This is a genomic window from Cronobacter sp. EKM101R (genome assembly GCF_963888145.1).
In the GTDB taxonomy this organism is placed as follows: domain Bacteria; phylum Pseudomonadota; class Gammaproteobacteria; order Enterobacterales; family Enterobacteriaceae; genus Cronobacter; species Cronobacter turicensis.
This window is the reverse complement of record NZ_CAWPHW010000033.1, coordinates 81,965-98,987: the sequence shown is the minus strand read 5'-3', so window position 1 is coordinate 98,987 and position 17,023 is coordinate 81,965. Positions and strand designations below refer to the sequence as shown.

The following is a 17,023-nucleotide window of genomic DNA, read 5'->3' as shown; positions in this document are numbered from 1 at the left end:
AGAACAGCTTGCATAAAAAACCCGCCGCCGGACGCACCGGGGCGGGTGTTATCTCTTACCGGCGCGTTACGCCGGGCTTGCCGTCTGCGGCGTGCCCTCCTCCGGCTTTTCCTCTTCCGGCGCGTCGGGCTGGATAATCACACGGCTTGGCAGCGCCAGCCGCACGCCCAGCTCCTGAAGCCCTTCCATGATGCGCAGGTTGATCTCCTGCTGCAGATCCATGTACTGGTTGTAATCCGCCGTATTAATGATGTGCACCACTTCATAGGTCAGGCGATCCTGATCGAAAGTGGCAAAGTGGGCGCGGTCGAAGCGGGTATCGCCACTCTTCTCAATAATTGACTTCACCATCGGGCCAATCTGGCGCAGCTTTTCGGGCGGCGTGGAGAGCGAGACGCCAAACGTAAACACGATGCGGCGCGTCTGCATACGCTTATAGTTGTGGATCGTCTGCTGAAGCAGGATGGCGTTCGCGCAGACGATCTGCTCGCCGCTTAAGCTGCGGATGCGCGTGGTTTTCAGCCCAATATGTTCAATGGTGCCGGAAACATCGTTAAAGACGATGAAATCGCCAATTTCAAACGGCTTATCGAAACCAATTGAAAGCGAGGCGAAGACGTCGCTCAGCACCGTCTGTACCGCCAGCGCGATGGCGATACCGCCGACCCCGAGGCTCGCCACCAGCGCGGTGATATTGACTCCGGCATTGGCGAGGATCGACAGCAGCATCACGGCCCAGATCAGCGCGCGGATCATCAGCCCCAGAATAATCGTCGTCACCGGGTTGCGATGCGCGCCGGGGCGCATCAGCGAGTGGCGCAGCCATGACTGTACCGCCTGATCGAACCAGAGCGCGATTTGCAACGCCAGCACCAGGAACCAGGCGTGGGAAATCGTACTGTGCATCCGGTCAGGCAGGCTGACAAACTGCAAACTGAAGAGAAACGCGGCAATCAGAATCAGAATGCGCCGCGTCTTTCTCAGCACGTCGAGAAAGACTTTATACGCGGTGCTGTTGTTGTGCTCCTCCGCCCAGCGCGCGATGCGCTTGTGCAGAATATCGATGATTTTACTCACGACCCAGTAAGTGACGGCGGTTACCGCCAGCACCAGCAAGACATTTCCCCAGAACGTTAATGATGTCATCAGGCGCAAAAAATTGGTGTGCAGAATGTACTCCATCCTTCCTCCTTGTCGGCTGCCCTAAAGTGAAACCTGAGTATAGACCATCGCTAAGCGCCCCTTTTTCATTGGGTTATCACGGTAGTAGCCATAAAAAAAGCCCCTTCATCAGAAGGGGCTTAATCACGCAATTAAAGCGAAAGGTTCACGGGCCGGTCGGGTTAATACCCTTTACCGCGGGAGATTTTATCCAGATACCCCATGACGAACGCCGACAGGACAAACGTAAGGTGGATAATCACATACCACATCAGTTTATTATCCGGTACGTTCTTCGCATCCATAAAAACGCGCAGCAGGTGAATGGAAGAGATAGCGACAATCGACGCCGCCACTTTATTCTTCAGCGAACTGGCGTCCATTTTGCCAAGCCAGCTCAGCTTTTCCTTACCTTCATGAATATCGAGCTGAGAGACAAAGTTTTCATAACCGGAAAACATCACCATCACCAGCAGCCCGCCTACCAGCGTCATATCGACCAGCGACAGTAACAGCAGGATCAGATCCGACTCGGCGACAGACAGAATGTTCGGCAGAACGTGGATTATTTCCTGGAAGAATTTGACGGTCAGCGCCAGTAAAGCGAGAGAAAGCCCGAAGTAAACCGGGGCCAGCAGCCAGCGCGAGGCGTACATTGCGTTTTCGATAAAGCGTTCCATAGCGTCCTGAAAAATAGCCAGAATGGCTTTCAGTATAACGCACAGAGGCGATGGTCTGACAACAGCGGCGCCAGAGCTACGGCGTTCAGACCAGCGTGATATCCACCTGCGGGCGCTCATACTCCGGCCAGACGATGGCCACCAGTTGCGGATACGCCTCCTGGCTGAATTCATGGAAGCAGTGGCGCAGGTTGAGCACTTCGATATCGGAGAAGGTGACTAACTCACCGTTCAGACAGCGTTTTTTTAAATTATCGTAATATTTATAAACCGCTGAATTAAGATTACTGCAACGGCGCTGCGCCTCAAATAAACCCGGTGTGGCGTTGAGCTCTTCAAATGTCATTTTTTTAATGGTGGCGTTAGTAAAATCGATATATTCGTGATTAACGCGCCAGTACCACAACGGAGTAATTGCGTTAAGTAACGCGGAGAAATGGTCTTCACCCTCTTCTTTGTTACGCGGCGGGATGGGATCTGCGCCAGAACCGTTGTCTGGTTTATTGGCACCATTTTCTTTCATAAAAAAAAGCACGCCGCTTAAAAGCAGCAGCAAGGTAATGACAGAATAAAAAATACTGTTCATGCGCAGGCTCCGTTTTTTTTGATTTTAATTTTACGGCATGTTATTGTCAACGAAAACCATCCGGCGTATTTCTTTATCCTTCTGATATAAAAGGAAATAACATCAATGTTGCCCGACAATCTTGTGCCGGCGCGTTATCGTATTCCCACACCCGACAACCACTCCTCTGGCGAACAAAATAGCGAAAATTTAACTCAGGGAAAGCCAAAGCTCGAAGAATATGAAACGGACATATTGAGCGGCAAATCTCTGGCGGGCCAGAGCGGCAACGTACTGCTGGAAGAACGCGACCGTCATATTAAAGCACGCCTGCTCAGTGTGGTTAAAATTGAGGCGTACACTAAAGTCCTGAATAAACTGGTCGAAGATAATGCTATTAGCGCTGAAGAATTGGCTGAGCTGATCGCCACCAAAACCGCGCAGATAAATGAAGCGGGTAATAAAATTTGGCTTAATCTCATTACCCAGGAAAAAGACGCCCCCGTTTTTTATAAGTTCGAGGATTAACTGGCGTGACGGAAATAACCTCCAGCCACCAATATTTCACTTTAGATAAGCAAGAAGAACAGAAATTTATCTTAAGTCAGAATTTGCAGGCGCTGATTAATGAAAAAAATGAAGCCATAGCCGGGTATACCCGGGCCGTGCTAATGATCCCGGCGGCCCTGGTACAACTGAAATGGCAGAATCGCCGCGAAATCTATCCGTTTCTGGTAAAAGAAGAGGTTTATGGCGCCGTACTGGAAGAGATAATGAATCGCCATCCGCAACTGCGCGCGCAAATGATGGCGGCGATAGAAGAGCATTATCAGCAGATTAAAGCGCAGGAAGCCGAAACGCTGATGCTAAGCCGCAAGCTCGCCGAGGGTAGCTACCAGACCTCCTCCGTTACGCCGCTTCCTGAAACGCCCGCCGCCTCACCCGACAAGTAGCGCGCCCGCTTTCTGCCCGCCGTTTTCCTCCTGCGTTATCACCTCCGTCACCTGTTCCAGCGTTCCGATTTGCACCTCTCCGGTACGATTGCGTTTGCTACGGTCTATCAGCAGCAGCGATTGCGCCGCCCGGCGCAGCAACAGCGTTTTATATTCCGCATTCCACGAGCGCGCGTCCCAGATGCCGCCTGCTTCATCAATGCCCTGACACGAAAACAGAAACAGATCGATATCGATATGCTTAAGCAGCGCAGGCAGCGACGGGTTTTCATAACAGGCCGCCTGCCGATGCAGAATGCCGCCGGTGCTGATAAGCGTTATCTGCTCTCGCCTGGCGACCTCCTGCCCTACCCGCACGCTGTTGGTGAAAATCGTGAGCGGCACGTCCGGCAACTGACGCGCCAGATACCAGCACGTTGTGCTGGCGTCGAGCGCCACCACCATACCGGCGTCGAGCCAGTTCAGCGCGTTGCGCGCGATATCCATCTTATGCGCATGGTGGCTCTTGAGGCGCGCCTGAAACGGATCGTCATGGCTTTGCACATCGCGACGCAGCACCCGCGCGCGTCCGTGGCTGCGCAGAATCTTCCCGGCGCGCTGAAGTTCGCTCAGATCGCGCCGGATGGTCTCGTGGCTCACGGCAAGGCGACTTGCCAGCGCCTGGGTCGTCAGCGCCTCATGCGCCCATAAGAGCCTGATAATCTTCTGCTGACGCTCATGTTTCATCCTGCTGCTCCGTCGATAACGCGTCTGGGTTGCCTGCTGTTCATTATTGCAGCAGGCTCGCGAAAAGGAGAACCGGCCCGCGCCGGAAATACAGAAAATCCTGATAATTTCCGCCAGCGCAGCATGAGGCACTACCCTTAAAGGACGCTTTGATAACGAGGAGGAACTTATGGCGAACGACCAGAACAAGATCCAGGACCCGACGACCCAGTATTTCACCGGGGAATATCCAAAGCAGAAACAGCCTGCGCCGGGGATTCAGGCCAAAATGGAGCAGGTGCCGGACTGCGGCGAGAAAAGCTACAAGGGCAGCGGGCGTCTTCAGGATCGTAAGGCACTGGTGACAGGGGGCGATTCCGGTATCGGTCGCGCTGCCGCCATTGCTTACGCGCGAGAAGGCGCGGACGTGGTGCTGAACTACCTCCCGGACGAGCAGCAGGACGCCGAAGAGGTCAAGGCGCTGATTGAAGAGGCAGGCCGCAAAGCGGTGCTGATCCCAGGCGATCTGACCGATGAGAAATTTGCCCGCGATCTGGTGCATCGCGCCATTAAAGAACTGGGCGGGCTGGATATCCTGGCGCTGGTGGCCGGTAAACAGACGGCGGTGGAAGATATCGCGAATCTGACCAGCGAGCAGTTCCAGAAAACCTATGCGACCAACGTGTTCGCGCTGTTCTGGATAACCCAGGAAGCGCTGCCGCACCTGAAACCGGGCGCGAGCATTATTACGACGTCGTCTATTCAGGCGTATCAGCCAAGCCCGCACCTGCTGGATTATGCGTCCACCAAGGCGGCTATTCTTAACTACAGCCGCGGCCTTGCCAAACAGGTCGCGGAAAAAGGCATTCGCGTGAACATCGTGGCGCCTGGCCCAATCTGGACACCGCTGCAGATTTGCGGCGGCCAGCCGCAGGAGAAAATCCCGCAGTTCGGCCAGCAGACGCCGCTTAAGCGCGCAGGCCAGCCGGCTGAACTGGCGCCGATTTATGTGTATCTGGCAAGCCAGGAATCAAGCTACGTCACCGCTGAGGTTCACGGCGTGACCGGCGGCGAACACCTGAGCTAATCCCGCATTTGGGACAATAAAAAAGCGCGGCCTGTGCCGCGCTTTTTCTTTGCCTGAAGCCTGAGAGCGTAAGCGTTACTTCGCCTTCGTCACTTCCTGGCCGACCAGCCCGATTTTCAGATAGCCCGCCTGATGCAGCGTATCCATCACGTTCATCATGGTTTCGTAGTCGACGGTTTTATCCGCACGGAAGAAAATCGTGGTGTCTTTCTTGCCGCCGGTCTGGGCGTCGAGCGCGCTAATCATGGAATCCCGCGTCACCGGATCGTTGCCGATAAACATCGTTTTATCCGCCTTCACCGACAGATAAACCGGTTTCTCCGGGCGCGGCTGCGGCTCGCTGGACGCCGCCGGCAGGTTCACCTTCACATCGACCGTCGCGAGCGGCGCGGCCACCATAAAGATAATCAGCAGCACCAGCATCACGTCGATAAACGGCGTGACGTTAATTTCGTGCATTTCGCCGTTATCATCGAGATTTTCGTTAAAACGCATCGCCATAGGATTAACCTAAACGCAGTTTTTGAGCAGTACGCACCGGCTGCGCGTGTGCGCTCGCCTCAAGATCCAGATCGCGGCTTTGCAGCAGCAGCACCTGGGCGGCCACGTCGCCGAGCGTCGCTTTATAGCCGCCGATGGTGCGCGCGAAGATGTTATAGATAACAACCGCCGGGATAGCGGCGATAAGACCGATGGCGGTCGCGAGCAGCGCTTCGGCGATACCCGGTGCCACGACCGCGAGGTTGGTGGTCTGCGACTGGGCGATGCCGATAAAGCTGTTCATGATGCCCCACACGGTGCCGAACAGCCCGACGAACGGCGAAATTGCGCCGATGGTCGCGAGATAACCGTTGCCGCGCCCCATATGACGCCCCGCCGCCGCGACGCGACGCTCAAGACGAAAACCGGTGCGCTCTTTGATGCCTTCGTTATCTTCACAGCCCGCCGACAGTTCACGCTCATTCTGCGCTTCTTCAATAAGACGCGCGCTCAGGCTTTTCGGGCCGAAACGCTCGGCCATTTCACGGGCGTCATCCAGCGTGCGGGCGCCAGCCAGCTCCTGCTGCTCGCGCTTAAGACGGCGTTTGTGGCCTGACAGCTCAACGCTTTTGCTAAAGAAAATCGCCCAGGTTACGACGGAGGCCAGAATCAGGCCAATCATGACGATTTTCACCACGATGTCGGCATGTTGATACATGCCCCAGACGGAAAGATCCGTCTGCATCAAATTATTTCCCACTGTGCATCTCCAGGACGAAAGTCACAAAACTGCTCACAATGATATCAAAATGACATCGAATTGATAGTAGTTCTCATTAGTATTTGCATAGTGCGCCAGCGCCACTTTTTTTTCTTTGCGCTCAGACAGGAAAGCCGTTCAGATGATGTTTTTTCATCTTTAATGCCAGAACGAAATCAGCGCGAGGCGGCGGCGATTTTCCGTGGTAACGTAGGTTTAGACATCCAGACGTTCAGACAGGGGAAATCCATGACCGACAAACACATTGAGACGGCGCTGATCCAGGCCGGACGCGCAAAACGTTACACGCAAGGCTCGGTGAACAGCGTGATTCAGCGTGCGTCATCGCTGGTGTTTGACAGCGTCGAGGCGAAGAAGCAGGCCACAGCCGGGCGCGCGCAGGGCGAACTGTTTTACGGCAGGCGCGGCACGCTGACCCACTTTTCGCTTCAGGAGGCGATGTGCGAACTGGAAGGCGGCGCAGGCTGCGCGCTGTTCCCCTGCGGCGCGGCGGCGGTCGCCAATACGATTCTGGCGTTTGTCGAACAAGGCGATCACGTGCTGGTGACCAACAGCGCGTACGAGCCGACCCAGGATTTCTGCACCAAAATTCTGACGAAATTCGGCGTCACGACCACATGGTTCGATCCGCTGGCGGGCGAGGGCATCGCGCAGCACCTTCAGCCCAACACCAAAGTGGTGTTTCTGGAATCGCCTGGCTCTATTACGATGGAAGTGCATGACGTGCCAGCGATTGTCGCGGCGGTGCGCCGCGTCGCGCCAGACGCCATTATTATGATGGACAACACCTGGGCGGCGGGCATTCTTTTTAAGGCGCTCGATTTCGGCGTCGATATCTCCATTCAGGCGGGCACCAAATATCTGGTCGGGCATTCGGACGCGATGATAGGCACCGCCGTGGCTAACGCCCGCTGCTGGGAAACGCTTCGCGAGAACGCTTATTTAATGGGCCAGATGGCGGACGCCGATACGGCGTATGTCACCAGCCGCGGCCTGCGCACGCTGGCGGTGCGCCTGCGCCAGCATCATGAAAGCGGTCTGCGCGTGGCGCAATGGCTGGCGGCACATCCGCAGGTGGCGCGCGTCAATCATCCGGCGCTGCCGGGCAGTAAAGGCCATGAATGCTGGAAGCGCGATTTCAGCGGGGCCAGCGGCCTCTTCTCTTTTATTCTCGATAAACGGCTGAGCGACGCAGAGCTGGCGCGTTATCTCGATAATTTCAGGCATTTCAGCATGGCCTATTCCTGGGGCGGCTATGAATCGCTGATCCTCGCCAACCAGCCGGAGGAGCTCGCGGCGATCCGTCCGGCGGGCGGCGTCGACTTCACCGGCACGCTGGTGCGCCTGCACATTGGGCTCGAAAATGTGGAAGATTTAATCGCCGATCTGGACGAAGCCTTCCGTCGCATCGCCTGAAGTGAAAAAAAAGCGCCTTATCCCAGGAAAAGAGAGGGTTTGTTGAAGCTGTAGTGCAGATGCGGCGGTACATTTAAGGGTACAATAGGGGCAATTCCGCTGTTCCACAGGATCTCCCATGGCTGTTATCCAGGATATTATCGCTGCGCTCTGGCATCACGATTTTGCCGCGCTGGCGGACCCGCATGTCGTTGGCGTTGTCTGGTGCGTGATGTTTGCCACGCTGTTTTTAGAAAACGGTCTGCTGCCGGCGTCGTTTCTGCCGGGCGACAGCCTGTTGTTATTGGCGGGCGCGATGATAGCCCAGGGCGTCATGGATTTTGTGCCGACGCTTGTGATCCTCACCTCCGCGGCGAGCCTCGGCTGCTGGCTGAGCTACGTACAAGGGAGATGGCTCGGCAATACCCGCATCGTGCGCGGCTGGCTTGCGCAATTACCGGCGAAATATCATCACCGCGCCACCTGCATGTTCGATCGTCACGGCCTGCTGGCGCTGCTGAGCGGCCGTTTCCTGGCGTTTGTGCGCACGCTGCTGCCCACCATGGCGGGCATCTCCGGGCTTTCTAACCGCCGCTTCCAGATCTTCAACTGGCTAAGCGCCGTGATTTGGGTCGGCGTGGTCACCGGCTTTGGCTATGCGCTCAGCATGATCCCGCTCGTGAAACGCCATGAAGATCAGGTGATGACATTCCTGATGATCCTGCCCATCGCGCTGCTGGTGATTGGCCTGCTCGGCGCGCTGCTGGTCGTATTAAAGAAAAAAGCGCACTAAGACTTCCCGGGCGGAGCGCAGGCTCCGCTCACGACAGCGCGCGCAGGCGCGCGGCATCCTCTCCCGGCGTCACCCCAAAATAGCGTTTAAATTCACGACTGAACTGCGACGCGCTCTCATACCCCACCTGCATCGCCGCCGCGCTGGCCTTCATGCCGTTATGCGCCATCAGCAGCCGTGCTTTCTGCAACCGCCAGGTTTTCAGGTATTGCAGCGGCGAGGTGCTGGTTACCGCTTTGAAGTTATGGTGAAACGCCGACACGCTCATGTTGGCTTCCGCCGCCAGTTGCTCCACCGTCAGGCTTTCGGCGTAGCGCGTTTCAATGCGTTTTAGCGCGCGGCTTATCAGGCTGAAATGCGTCTGGCGGCTTACCAGCGCCATCAGCGCCCCGCCGCCCGGTCCTTTCAGTACGTGATAGAGGATTTCGCGCACCAGTTGTTTCCCCAGAATGCGCGCATCCAGCGGCGTTTCCAGCACCTCCAGCAACCGCTCGACGGCGCAGAGGATCTCATCGGTCAGCACGCCGGAATTAATCCCGCAGGAACAGGGCGCTGGCCGAAAGTGGTCATCCTCGCCAATCTCCATCACCAGCGCCTGAAGCTGGAGCAGATCGATATTAATGCGGATGCCCGCGAGCGGCTCCTGAGGCGTGGCGAAGGTCTCGCACTCAAACGGCAGCGGCACCGTGAGCAGCAGATATTCACGCGGATCGTAACGGAAAACCTTATCGTTGAGATAACCCGTTTTATAGCCGGAAAAGAGAAATATGATGCCAGGCTGATAAATCACCGGCGTGCGCGCGCCGGGCGTAGTGCCGTACAGCAGGCGCACCTCCGGCGGCAAAAAACTCAGCGTTTTTTCTTTCTCTTTTAGTCGTTTAATCTCATCGGTGATATTCCGACACACTGCATCGCGGTTCATGAACAGCGGCTCCCGGTCGCCCTTTAATCCGGCGTTCAGTGTGCGCAAAAAAGATGGTTTTCTCCAGAGGCAAAGAGAAATGGGCAAGAGAAAGGCAGGAATGAGCATTGAGGCTGCGCGCTCCCGCGCCGAGAATAGTCGTCAACCTTCCACGCCGTTGCGTGACGTTTCTTTCCTGAGGAGTTTTCGATGAACAACTTTAACCTCCATAACCCGACCCATATCGCCTTTGGTAAAGGCGCCATCAGCGAGCTGCGTGCCCTTATTCCGGCCGACAGCCGCGTGCTGGTGACTTACGGCGGCGGCAGCGTCAAAAAAACCGGCGTGCTGGATCAAGTGCATAGCGCGCTGAACGGCCTCGACGTGCTGGAGTTCGGCGGCATTGAGCCTAATCCGTCTTACGAGACGCTAATGAACGCCGTTGACCTGGTGCGTAAAGAAAAAGTGACGTTTTTACTGGCCGTCGGCGGCGGTTCGGTACTCGACGGCACCAAATTTATCGCGGCCGCCGCGCACTATCCGTCATCGCGCGATCCGTGGCATATCCTCGAAACCCGAGGCAGTGAAATCGCCAGCGCCATCCCGATGGGCTCCGTCCTGACGCTGCCTGCGACCGGCTCAGAATCCAACAAAGGCGCGGTCGTTTCGCGTCGCGCCACCGGCGACAAACAGGCGTTCCACTCGCCGTATGTTCAGCCGCGTTTCGCCATTCTCGACCCGGTTTACACCTACACCCTGCCGCCGCGTCAGGTGGCGAACGGCGTGGTGGACGCCTTTGTTCACACCGTGGAGCAGTACGTCACGTATCCGGTGAACGCCAAAATCCAGGACCGCTTCGCGGAGGGCATCCTGTTGACGCTTATCGAAGAGGGTCCGAAGGCGCTGAACGAGCCGGAAAACTACGACGTGCGCGCCAACCTGATGTGGGCCGCCACCCAGGCGCTGAACGGCCTTATCGGCGCGGGCGTACCGCAGGACTGGGCGACGCATATGCTCGGCCATGAACTGACCGCGATGCACGGCCTGGATCACGCCCAGACGCTGGCGGTCGTGCTGCCAGCGCTCTGGAACGAGAAGCGCAATGAGAAGCGCGCCAAGCTGCTGCAATACGCAGAGCGCGTCTGGAATATTACTGAGGGCAGCGAAGACGAACGCATCGATGCCGCGATTGCCGCCACTCGCCGCTTCTTCGAAACCATGGGCGCCCCGACCCGCCTGAGCGATTACGGTCTGGATGGCAGCTCCATCCCGGCGCTGCTGGCGAAGCTTGAAGAGCACGGCCTCACCGCGCTTGGCGAGCACCAGGATATTACGCTCGACGTGAGCCGCCGCATTTACGAGGCCGCCCGCTAAGCTTTTTGCCTGCGAACTTTCGTTTTTGGCTATTTCGACCAGACTTAACTCACTGACTTGCGCCGGGGCAGCTTGCCCCGGTGTGTTAGCTCAAAAGGAGGAAATATGGCAAATCCAGGCGTAATTAAGCTGCATGACGGCAACCTGATGCCCCAGCTCGGCCTCGGCGTATGGCAGGCGACCAACGATGATGTCGTCACCGCTATCCATAAGGCGCTGGAAGTGGGCTACCGCTCCATCGATACCGCAGCGGCCTATAAGAATGAACAAGGCGTGGGCGACGCGCTGAAAAGCGCGGGCATTGCGCGCGATGAGTTATTCATTACCACCAAACTCTGGAATGATGACCAGAAGCGTCCGCGCGAAGCGCTGGAAGAGAGCCTCGAAAAGCTGCAACTCGACTATGTGGATCTCTATCTGATGCACTGGCCGGTACCGGCTATCGACCGCTATGTCGATGCCTGGAAAGGCATGATTGAGCTTCAGCAGGAAGGGCTTATCAAGAGCATCGGCGTCTGTAACTTTAACGTTGAGCACCTGCAACGCATCATCGATGAAACGGGCGTGACGCCGGTTATCAACCAGATTGAGCTGCACCCGCTGCTGCAACAGCGCCAGCTGCACGCCTGGAACGCCACGCACAAGATCCAGACAGAATCCTGGAGCCCGCTGGCGCAGGGCGGCGAAGGCGTGTTTGACCAGAAAATCATTCGCGAGCTGGCGGATAAATATGGCAAGACCCCGGCGCAAATCGTGATTCGCTGGCATCTCGACTGCGGTCTGGTCGTTATCCCGAAATCCGTCACCCCGGCGCGTATCGCGGAAAACTTTAACGTCTGGGATTTCCGTCTGGATAAAGACGAGCTGAGCGAAATCGCGAAACTCGACCAGGGCAAACGCCTCGGCCCGGATCCGGAACAGTTCGGCGGTTAATCGCGACGGTTGGCGGCAAACAGAAAAAACAGCATACTACGCAAGCCTGTTTACGGACGTTTGAGGACCAGTTCCGATGAAGCACCGCTTAGCGTTAGTTATGCTGTTTTTCTCCGCCAGCACGCTGGCGCAGGGGGACGCACAGACCCCCACGCAATTTCTGAAATCGCTCTACCAGAGTTACGCCAAAGGCAACGAACCGGTGGATTTTGCCAGCACCGGCGAGCAGCAGATCCTCTCCGAACGCCTGCTAAAACTGGTAGAAGAAGATACTCGTCTTTCCGGCGGTGAAGTCGGCTTTCTCGATTACGATCCCATCTGCTATTGCCAGGACTGGGACGATCTGGCCGTTGATAAGATTAACGTGACCAACAGCGACGCCACGCACGCCAAAGCCACGATCACCTTCCGTCCGTTCCGCAGTTCGCCGGATGCCACCACGCAGAGCTTCGCGCTGATTAACGAGAAGGGCCGCTGGCGCATCGACGACATCATGAACGGCAACGGCAGCCTCTATAAGTCGTTGCAGGAGAGCGGCCAGCAGTTACGCGCCGATAGCACAAACAACGATACCGTCTCTCCCTGAATCCGTTGCAATAAAAAACGGCTTGCCACTGGCAAGCCGTTTTTTTGTCTATGGCCGCGTTACTTCGCCGGGCCGCCCGCCAGTTTATCCAGCATCATCACGCTGGACGTTTCGATGTATTTTGGCAGCTCGGAGAAGAGATGAATGATGTGCGCCGATTGCAGATGTTTTTGCAGCAGTTCGCGGCTTTCCCACTCTTCGGTCCAGACGAAACGGCGCGGGTTTTCCGTGTCGCGGTTGAGCTGATACACGATACAGCCCTCTTCGGCGTGCGTTTTTTCGATGACGCCGCGAAACAACTGCTCAAGCGTCTCTTCCTTGCCAGGTTTACTGACGAAAATGGCCACTACCGGAACGGTCATGTTGTACTCCTGCGATCATATTTACTAAGAGAAGCGGCGCGGCTTCTGCCCGTCGCGTTTATTTCGCCTGGGCGCTTAACAGCGCTACCTGAGTCTGCGTCGATACACGCTCGATATACGCGCTCACCTGCGGGCCGAACGCGGCGCCTTTTACGATAGTGAGCGAGCGCAGCAGCGGGAAGAGAATAAAATCGGTGGTATCGATGGCGCGCCGTCCGGCCACCAGCGGCTCAAGCGCATTAAGCTGCGCGTTGACCTGCGCCAGCAAGGCAGGCGTCTGCGCGCGCAGCGCGGCTAAATCGCCAAACGCCTTCTCTTCACGCGCGGTATAGGCGCGGCGGGCCTCAGTGGTCGCCAGCTCGGCGAAATCGCCCTCGGTAAAGCGTGGGATCGCCAGATTAAACAGCGGGGTCGAAACCGACTCGCACCACTGTTTAATCGCCTCATCAACCGGCGCGTCGGTCAGGCGCGGCGGCGCAAGCCCATCCACGTAACGCACAATATCCATGCTCTCTGGCATATACGTCCCGTCGTCCTTTTCGAGGATGGGCACCACCTTGCGCCCGACCATGCGGGTCGGGGTCTCGGCGTCGCCTTCCATAATGACCGAGATCTCAACCGGCAGCTTTTTCAGGCCGACAATCATCAGGGCGCGAACGCAGAACGGGCAGTGCTCGTAGATATGCAGCTTCATGCAACTCTCCATCGGGGGGCGCGGCGACCGTGACTTATCGCTCGCAAAAAAGACTACTGATGAGTAACCTTACTCGATAGTAACATAACGTCTTTGCGTGACAAGCGCGACGAAAACGCCCGACGCGATACCGTTGCCGCCTGGCTTGCAGTAAGCTAGCGCCGTTCACGTGACCCAGGGAGAGAGGATTTGCAGACTGACGCTGACCACCCGGAAAGCCAGAAACCGAAACGGGGCGCCGCCACCCGCCGTCGGCTGTTGAAACACGCCTGCGCCGAATTCGCGCGGCTTGGCTATCACAGTACCAAAGTCAGCAATATCGTGAAGGCGAGCGGCCTGAGCCAGCCCACCTTTTATCTCTATTTCGCCAGCAAAGAAGCCGCCTATGAAGAGCTGGTCAGCGAATTTCGCCTGCGCCTGGAGCGGCTGACCGAAACGCTGCTAATTCGCGATCGCGTCGAGGGCGAAGCGCTGGTGAAAAGCGTGCAGCAGAGCTTTCTCAAGCTGCTCCATTTCCTGGCCGAAGACCCGGCGCTGACCGAAATCGGCTTCTTTCAGCCGCCCGGCTGCGCCCAGACCAAAGCCACGCTGGTTAACGCCATCGCCAGTAATATCGCCAAAGAGCAGACCCTCGGCCTGTTTCGCAATGACATCGACGCGCTGCATATGGCACGCTGCTGTGTGGGCATGATAGACCAGATGGCGCGCGTTCCGGCGCATGAATCCGACCCGCAGGCGCTGGCGCTGGGCTGCGCGCAGCTCTTATGTGAAGGCATCTGGGTGCGCAGCCAGCATCACGACGTCTGAGCCTTTCCCGCCTTCTGCGCCCGGATGACCCGCGTTGGGCGCACAATTGCGCAGTACAATGATTGATAAGCCAAAAGTCATCGGCGAAGATACGCGCTACCGCTTCGCTTCGCGATGCCAGCCACGGTTTTTAACCGTTTGCGTGCGCCGAAGCTTTCCTGAACCAGATTATGCCCATTGCGCCAGAAACCAGCGGCATTACCTTATCGCAATAGCGCTTTTCAAGACCGGCAGCCAGAGGAATGGACGATGCAACACCGTCTCACCATTAAAGACATCGCGCGTTTAAGCGGCGTGGGGAAATCCACCGTGTCGCGTGTGCTCAATAACGAGAGCGGCGTCAGCGAACGCACCCGCGAAAAGGTCGAGGCGGTGATGCGCCAGCATGGCTTCTCCCCTTCCCGCTCGGCGCGCGCCATGCGCGGGCAGAGCGATAAAGTGGTGGCGATTATCGTCACCCGTCTGGATTCGCTGTCGGAAAACCTGGCGGTGCAGACCATACTGCCCGCGCTGTATGAACAGGGTTACGATCCCATCATGCTGGAAAGCCGTTTCTCGCCGGCGCTGGTGCAGGAGCATTTAGGCGTGCTGAGCCGCCGCCATATCGACGGCGTGATTTTATTCGGCTTTAGCGGCATCAGCGAGGTGCTGACGACCGCCTGGCAGGAATCGCTGGTGCTGCTGGCGCGCGACGCGCCGGGCTTTGCGTCGGTCTGTTACGAGGATGACGGCGCGATACGGCTGTTGATGCAGCGCCTGTACGACCAGGGTCACCGCCATATCAGCTTCCTCGGCGTACCGCACAGCGATATTACGACCGGCAAGCGGCGCCACGAGTCGTATCTTAATTTCTGTCACGCGCACGGGCTGACGCCCTGCGATACGCTGCCGGGGCTGGCGATGAAACAGGGTTATGAACACGCCGCCGATGTGCTGAATGAAGAAACCACCGCGCTGGTCTGCGCCACCGATACGCTGGCCATCGGCGCCAGTAAATATCTCCAGCAGCGCGGCGGCGCGCCGGTACAGCTTGCGAGCGTCGGCAATACGCCGCTGCTGAAGTTCCTGCACCCTGAAGCGATCGCGGTCGATCCCGGCTATGGCGAAGCCGGGCGCGCGGCGGCGAAACAGCTTATTGATCAGATAACCGGCCGCGCCGATCCGCGCCAGATAGTGATCCCCGCCCGTCTCGACTAAGCTTCTCTCATGGCATGTTTATTGTGATCGCGCTCTGTTTTCGGGAACGTTCCCGTTCACGCCATGCCGGTTAAAAGTTACTCTGCGCCACAGGCCATCCGCGCCTCGTACCTACCTCTGTGACAGGGCTTCAACATGAGCAAAGTAAACCAACAGGATATCGATAAGCTGATAACCCTCGTGGGTGGCCGCGAGAATATCGCGACCGTCAGCCACTGTATTACCCGTCTGCGCTTTGTGCTGAATCAGCCATCCAAGGCCGATCCGAAAGCGATAGAAGAGCTGCCGATGGTCAAAGGCTGTTTTACCAACGCCGGACAGTTTCAGGTGGTGATTGGCACCAATGTCGGCGATTACTACCAGGCGCTGATCGCCACCAGCGGCCATAGCGCCGCCAGTAAAGATCAGGCCAAACTGGCCGCGCGCCAGAACATGAAATGGCACGAGCGCCTGATCTCCCACTTCGCTGAAATTTTCTTCCCGCTGCTGCCCGCGCTCATTAGCGGCGGTCTGGTGCTCGGCTTTCGCAACGTGATTGGCGATGTGCCGATGCACGACGGCAAAACGCTGGCGCAGATGTTTCCGGCGCTCAAAACCATCTACGACTTTTTATGGCTTATCGGCGAGGCTATCTTCTTCTATCTGCCGGTCGGGATCTGCTGGTCGGCGGTGCGCAAAATGGGCGGCACGCCGATCCTCGGGATCGTACTTGGCGTGACGCTGGTTTCGCCGCAGCTGATGAACGCCTACCTGCTCGGCCAGCAAACGCCGGAAGTGTGGGATTTCGGGCTCTTTACCATCGCCAAAGTCGGCTATCAGGCGCAGGTGATCCCGGCGCTGCTGGCGGGCCTGGCGCTCGGCATGATTGAAATTCGCTTAAAACGCCTGGTGCCGGATTACCTCTATCTGGTGGTGGTGCCGGTCTGTTCGCTGCTGCTCGCAGTGTTCCTGGCGCACGCGTTTATCGGCCCGTTCGGCCGTCTCATCGGCGACGGCGTGGCGTTCGGCGTGCGTCATCTGATGACCGGCAGCTTCGCCCCCATCGGCGCCGCGCTGTTTGGCTTCCTCTACGCGCCGCTGGTCATCACCGGCGTCCATCAGACCACGCTCGCCGTAGATATGCAGATGATCCAGAGCATGGGCGGCACGCCGGTATGGCCGCTGATCGCATTGTCTAATATCGCCCAGGGCTCGGCAGTGGTGGGCATCATCATGACCAGCCGCAAACATAACGAGCGCGAAATCTCCGTGCCAGCGGCTATCTCCGCGTATCTCGGCGTCACCGAACCCGCCATGTACGGCATCAACATGAAATACCGCTTCCCGATGCTGTGCGGCATGGTGGGCTCCAGCATCGCCGGGCTGCTGTGCGGGCTGAGCGGCGTGGTGGCGAACGGCATCGGCGTCGGCGGTCTGCCTGCCATTCTCTCCATCCAGCCTGACTACTGGCAGGTCTACGGCATGGCGATGCTGGTGGCTATCATTATTCCTTTCATCCTGACGGTCTTTGTCTATAAGCGAAAATCCCGCCAGGGAACGCTCTTAGTCGTCTAACTTTTATGGTGGTGC

General features: G+C 57.4%; 20 protein-coding genes. 11 read left to right on the top strand and 9 right to left on the bottom strand.

Going from position 1 to position 17,023, the window contains the following annotated elements; all coding sequences use genetic code 11:
• Positions 1-66 precede the first annotated feature (66 nt).
• The 3 genes from AACV31_RS15610 to AACV31_RS15600 form a co-directional block, all read right to left on the bottom strand.
• The gene (locus AACV31_RS15610; RefSeq protein WP_075198075.1) at positions 67-1,182 is read right to left on the bottom strand and encodes a mechanosensitive ion channel family protein; all 1,116 of its coding nucleotides are present in this window, start codon (positions 1,180-1,182) and stop codon (positions 67-69) included.
• Positions 1,183-1,343: 161 nt separating this feature from the next.
• Positions 1,344-1,841: a TIGR00645 family protein gene (locus AACV31_RS15605; protein WP_007764205.1), complete on the bottom strand. Its 498-nt coding sequence runs from the start codon at positions 1,839-1,841 to the stop codon at positions 1,344-1,346.
• 85 nt (positions 1,842-1,926) lie between these two features.
• Positions 1,927-2,427, bottom strand: coding sequence for an ESA_00282 family adhesion-associated protein (locus AACV31_RS15600; protein ID WP_007764208.1), 501 nt, complete (start codon positions 2,425-2,427; stop codon positions 1,927-1,929).
• A gap of 105 nt (positions 2,428-2,532) precedes the next feature.
• Here AACV31_RS15600 and AACV31_RS15595 point away from each other — a divergent pair, with 105 nt between their 5' ends.
• Positions 2,533-2,934, top strand: coding sequence for a hypothetical protein (locus AACV31_RS15595; RefSeq protein WP_007764212.1), 402 nt, complete (start codon positions 2,533-2,535; stop codon positions 2,932-2,934).
• A 5-nt stretch (positions 2,935-2,939) separates the two neighbouring features.
• Positions 2,940-3,359 carry a hypothetical protein gene (locus AACV31_RS15590; protein WP_007764214.1) on the top strand — a complete coding sequence of 140 codons (420 nt, stop codon included), beginning with the start codon at positions 2,940-2,942 and terminating at the stop codon, positions 3,357-3,359.
• On the opposite strand, the gene fucR is transcribed toward AACV31_RS15590, so the two are convergent.
• Positions 3,345-4,085 (bottom strand): L-fucose operon activator, encoded by a 741-nt coding sequence (gene fucR, locus AACV31_RS15585; protein WP_032806796.1) that lies wholly within the window; start codon positions 4,083-4,085, stop codon positions 3,345-3,347. The genes AACV31_RS15590 and fucR overlap by 15 nt on opposite strands.
• Positions 4,086-4,254: 169 nt before the next feature.
• On the opposite strand from fucR, the gene AACV31_RS15580 reads away from it, so the two are divergent.
• Entirely contained in the window at positions 4,255-5,151 is an 897-nt protein-coding gene (locus tag AACV31_RS15580; RefSeq protein ID WP_165155514.1) for an SDR family oxidoreductase, read from the top strand.
• 75 nt (positions 5,152-5,226) lie between these two features.
• On the opposite strand, the gene exbD is transcribed toward AACV31_RS15580, so the two are convergent.
• Positions 5,227-5,652 (bottom strand): TonB system transport protein ExbD, encoded by a 426-nt coding sequence (exbD, locus tag AACV31_RS15575; RefSeq protein WP_004386053.1) that lies wholly within the window; start codon positions 5,650-5,652, stop codon positions 5,227-5,229.
• A 4-nt stretch (positions 5,653-5,656) separates the two neighbouring features.
• Positions 5,657-6,391, bottom strand: a complete 735-nt coding sequence (gene exbB, locus AACV31_RS15570) for a tol-pal system-associated acyl-CoA thioesterase (RefSeq protein WP_041923937.1) — start codon at positions 6,389-6,391, stop codon at positions 5,657-5,659.
• Positions 6,392-6,640: 249 nt separating this feature from the next.
• Between exbB and metC the strand changes: the two genes are divergently transcribed.
• Complete coding sequence (gene metC, locus AACV31_RS15565) at positions 6,641-7,828, top strand: cystathionine beta-lyase (protein WP_165155516.1); 1,188 nt, start codon at positions 6,641-6,643, stop codon at positions 7,826-7,828.
• Positions 7,829-7,946: 118 nt separating this feature from the next.
• Positions 7,947-8,600, top strand: a complete 654-nt coding sequence (gene yghB, locus AACV31_RS15560) for a DedA family general envelope maintenance protein YghB (protein ID WP_015742525.1) — start codon at positions 7,947-7,949, stop codon at positions 8,598-8,600.
• 28 nt (positions 8,601-8,628) lie between these two features.
• Here yghB and AACV31_RS15555 read toward each other — a convergent pair whose 3' ends face one another.
• A complete protein-coding gene (locus AACV31_RS15555; RefSeq protein ID WP_165155518.1) occupies positions 8,629-9,522 on the bottom strand; it encodes an AraC family transcriptional regulator in 894 nt (297 codons plus the stop codon).
• Positions 9,523-9,711: 189 nt separating this feature from the next.
• Here AACV31_RS15555 and yqhD point away from each other — a divergent pair, with 189 nt between their 5' ends.
• The 3 genes from yqhD to AACV31_RS15540 all read left to right on the top strand — a co-directional run bounded on the left by yqhD (position 9,712) and on the right by AACV31_RS15540 (position 12,394).
• Positions 9,712-10,875 (top strand): alcohol dehydrogenase, encoded by a 1,164-nt coding sequence (gene yqhD, locus AACV31_RS15550; protein WP_007764223.1) that lies wholly within the window; start codon positions 9,712-9,714, stop codon positions 10,873-10,875.
• A 105-nt stretch (positions 10,876-10,980) separates the two neighbouring features.
• Complete coding sequence (gene dkgA, locus AACV31_RS15545) at positions 10,981-11,808, top strand: 2,5-didehydrogluconate reductase DkgA (protein WP_007764224.1); 828 nt, start codon at positions 10,981-10,983, stop codon at positions 11,806-11,808.
• A 76-nt stretch (positions 11,809-11,884) separates the two neighbouring features.
• A complete protein-coding gene (locus AACV31_RS15540; RefSeq protein WP_015742529.1) occupies positions 11,885-12,394 on the top strand; it encodes a DUF3828 domain-containing protein in 510 nt (169 codons plus the stop codon).
• A gap of 59 nt (positions 12,395-12,453) precedes the next feature.
• Here the strand turns inward: AACV31_RS15540 and AACV31_RS15535 are convergent, their stop codons facing one another.
• The gene (locus AACV31_RS15535) at positions 12,454-12,756 is read right to left on the bottom strand and encodes a putative quinol monooxygenase (RefSeq protein ID WP_004386042.1); all 303 of its coding nucleotides are present in this window, start codon (positions 12,754-12,756) and stop codon (positions 12,454-12,456) included.
• A gap of 58 nt (positions 12,757-12,814) precedes the next feature.
• Positions 12,815-13,450 (bottom strand): glutaredoxin 2, encoded by a 636-nt coding sequence (gene grxB, locus AACV31_RS15530; protein ID WP_165155520.1) that lies wholly within the window; start codon positions 13,448-13,450, stop codon positions 12,815-12,817.
• 189 nt (positions 13,451-13,639) lie between these two features.
• Between grxB and AACV31_RS15525 the strand changes: the two genes are divergently transcribed.
• From AACV31_RS15525 to treB, 3 genes are all read left to right on the top strand, one after another.
• Positions 13,640-14,257, top strand: a complete 618-nt coding sequence (locus AACV31_RS15525; RefSeq protein ID WP_165155522.1) for a TetR/AcrR family transcriptional regulator — start codon at positions 13,640-13,642, stop codon at positions 14,255-14,257.
• Between the two features lie 249 nt (positions 14,258-14,506).
• Positions 14,507-15,454: a trehalose operon repressor TreR gene (treR, locus tag AACV31_RS15520; RefSeq protein ID WP_007764229.1), complete on the top strand. Its 948-nt coding sequence runs from the start codon at positions 14,507-14,509 to the stop codon at positions 15,452-15,454.
• A gap of 135 nt (positions 15,455-15,589) precedes the next feature.
• Positions 15,590-17,008, top strand: coding sequence for a PTS trehalose transporter subunit IIBC (treB, locus tag AACV31_RS15515; protein ID WP_007764230.1), 1,419 nt, complete (start codon positions 15,590-15,592; stop codon positions 17,006-17,008).
• Positions 17,009-17,023: the final 15 nt, after the last annotated feature.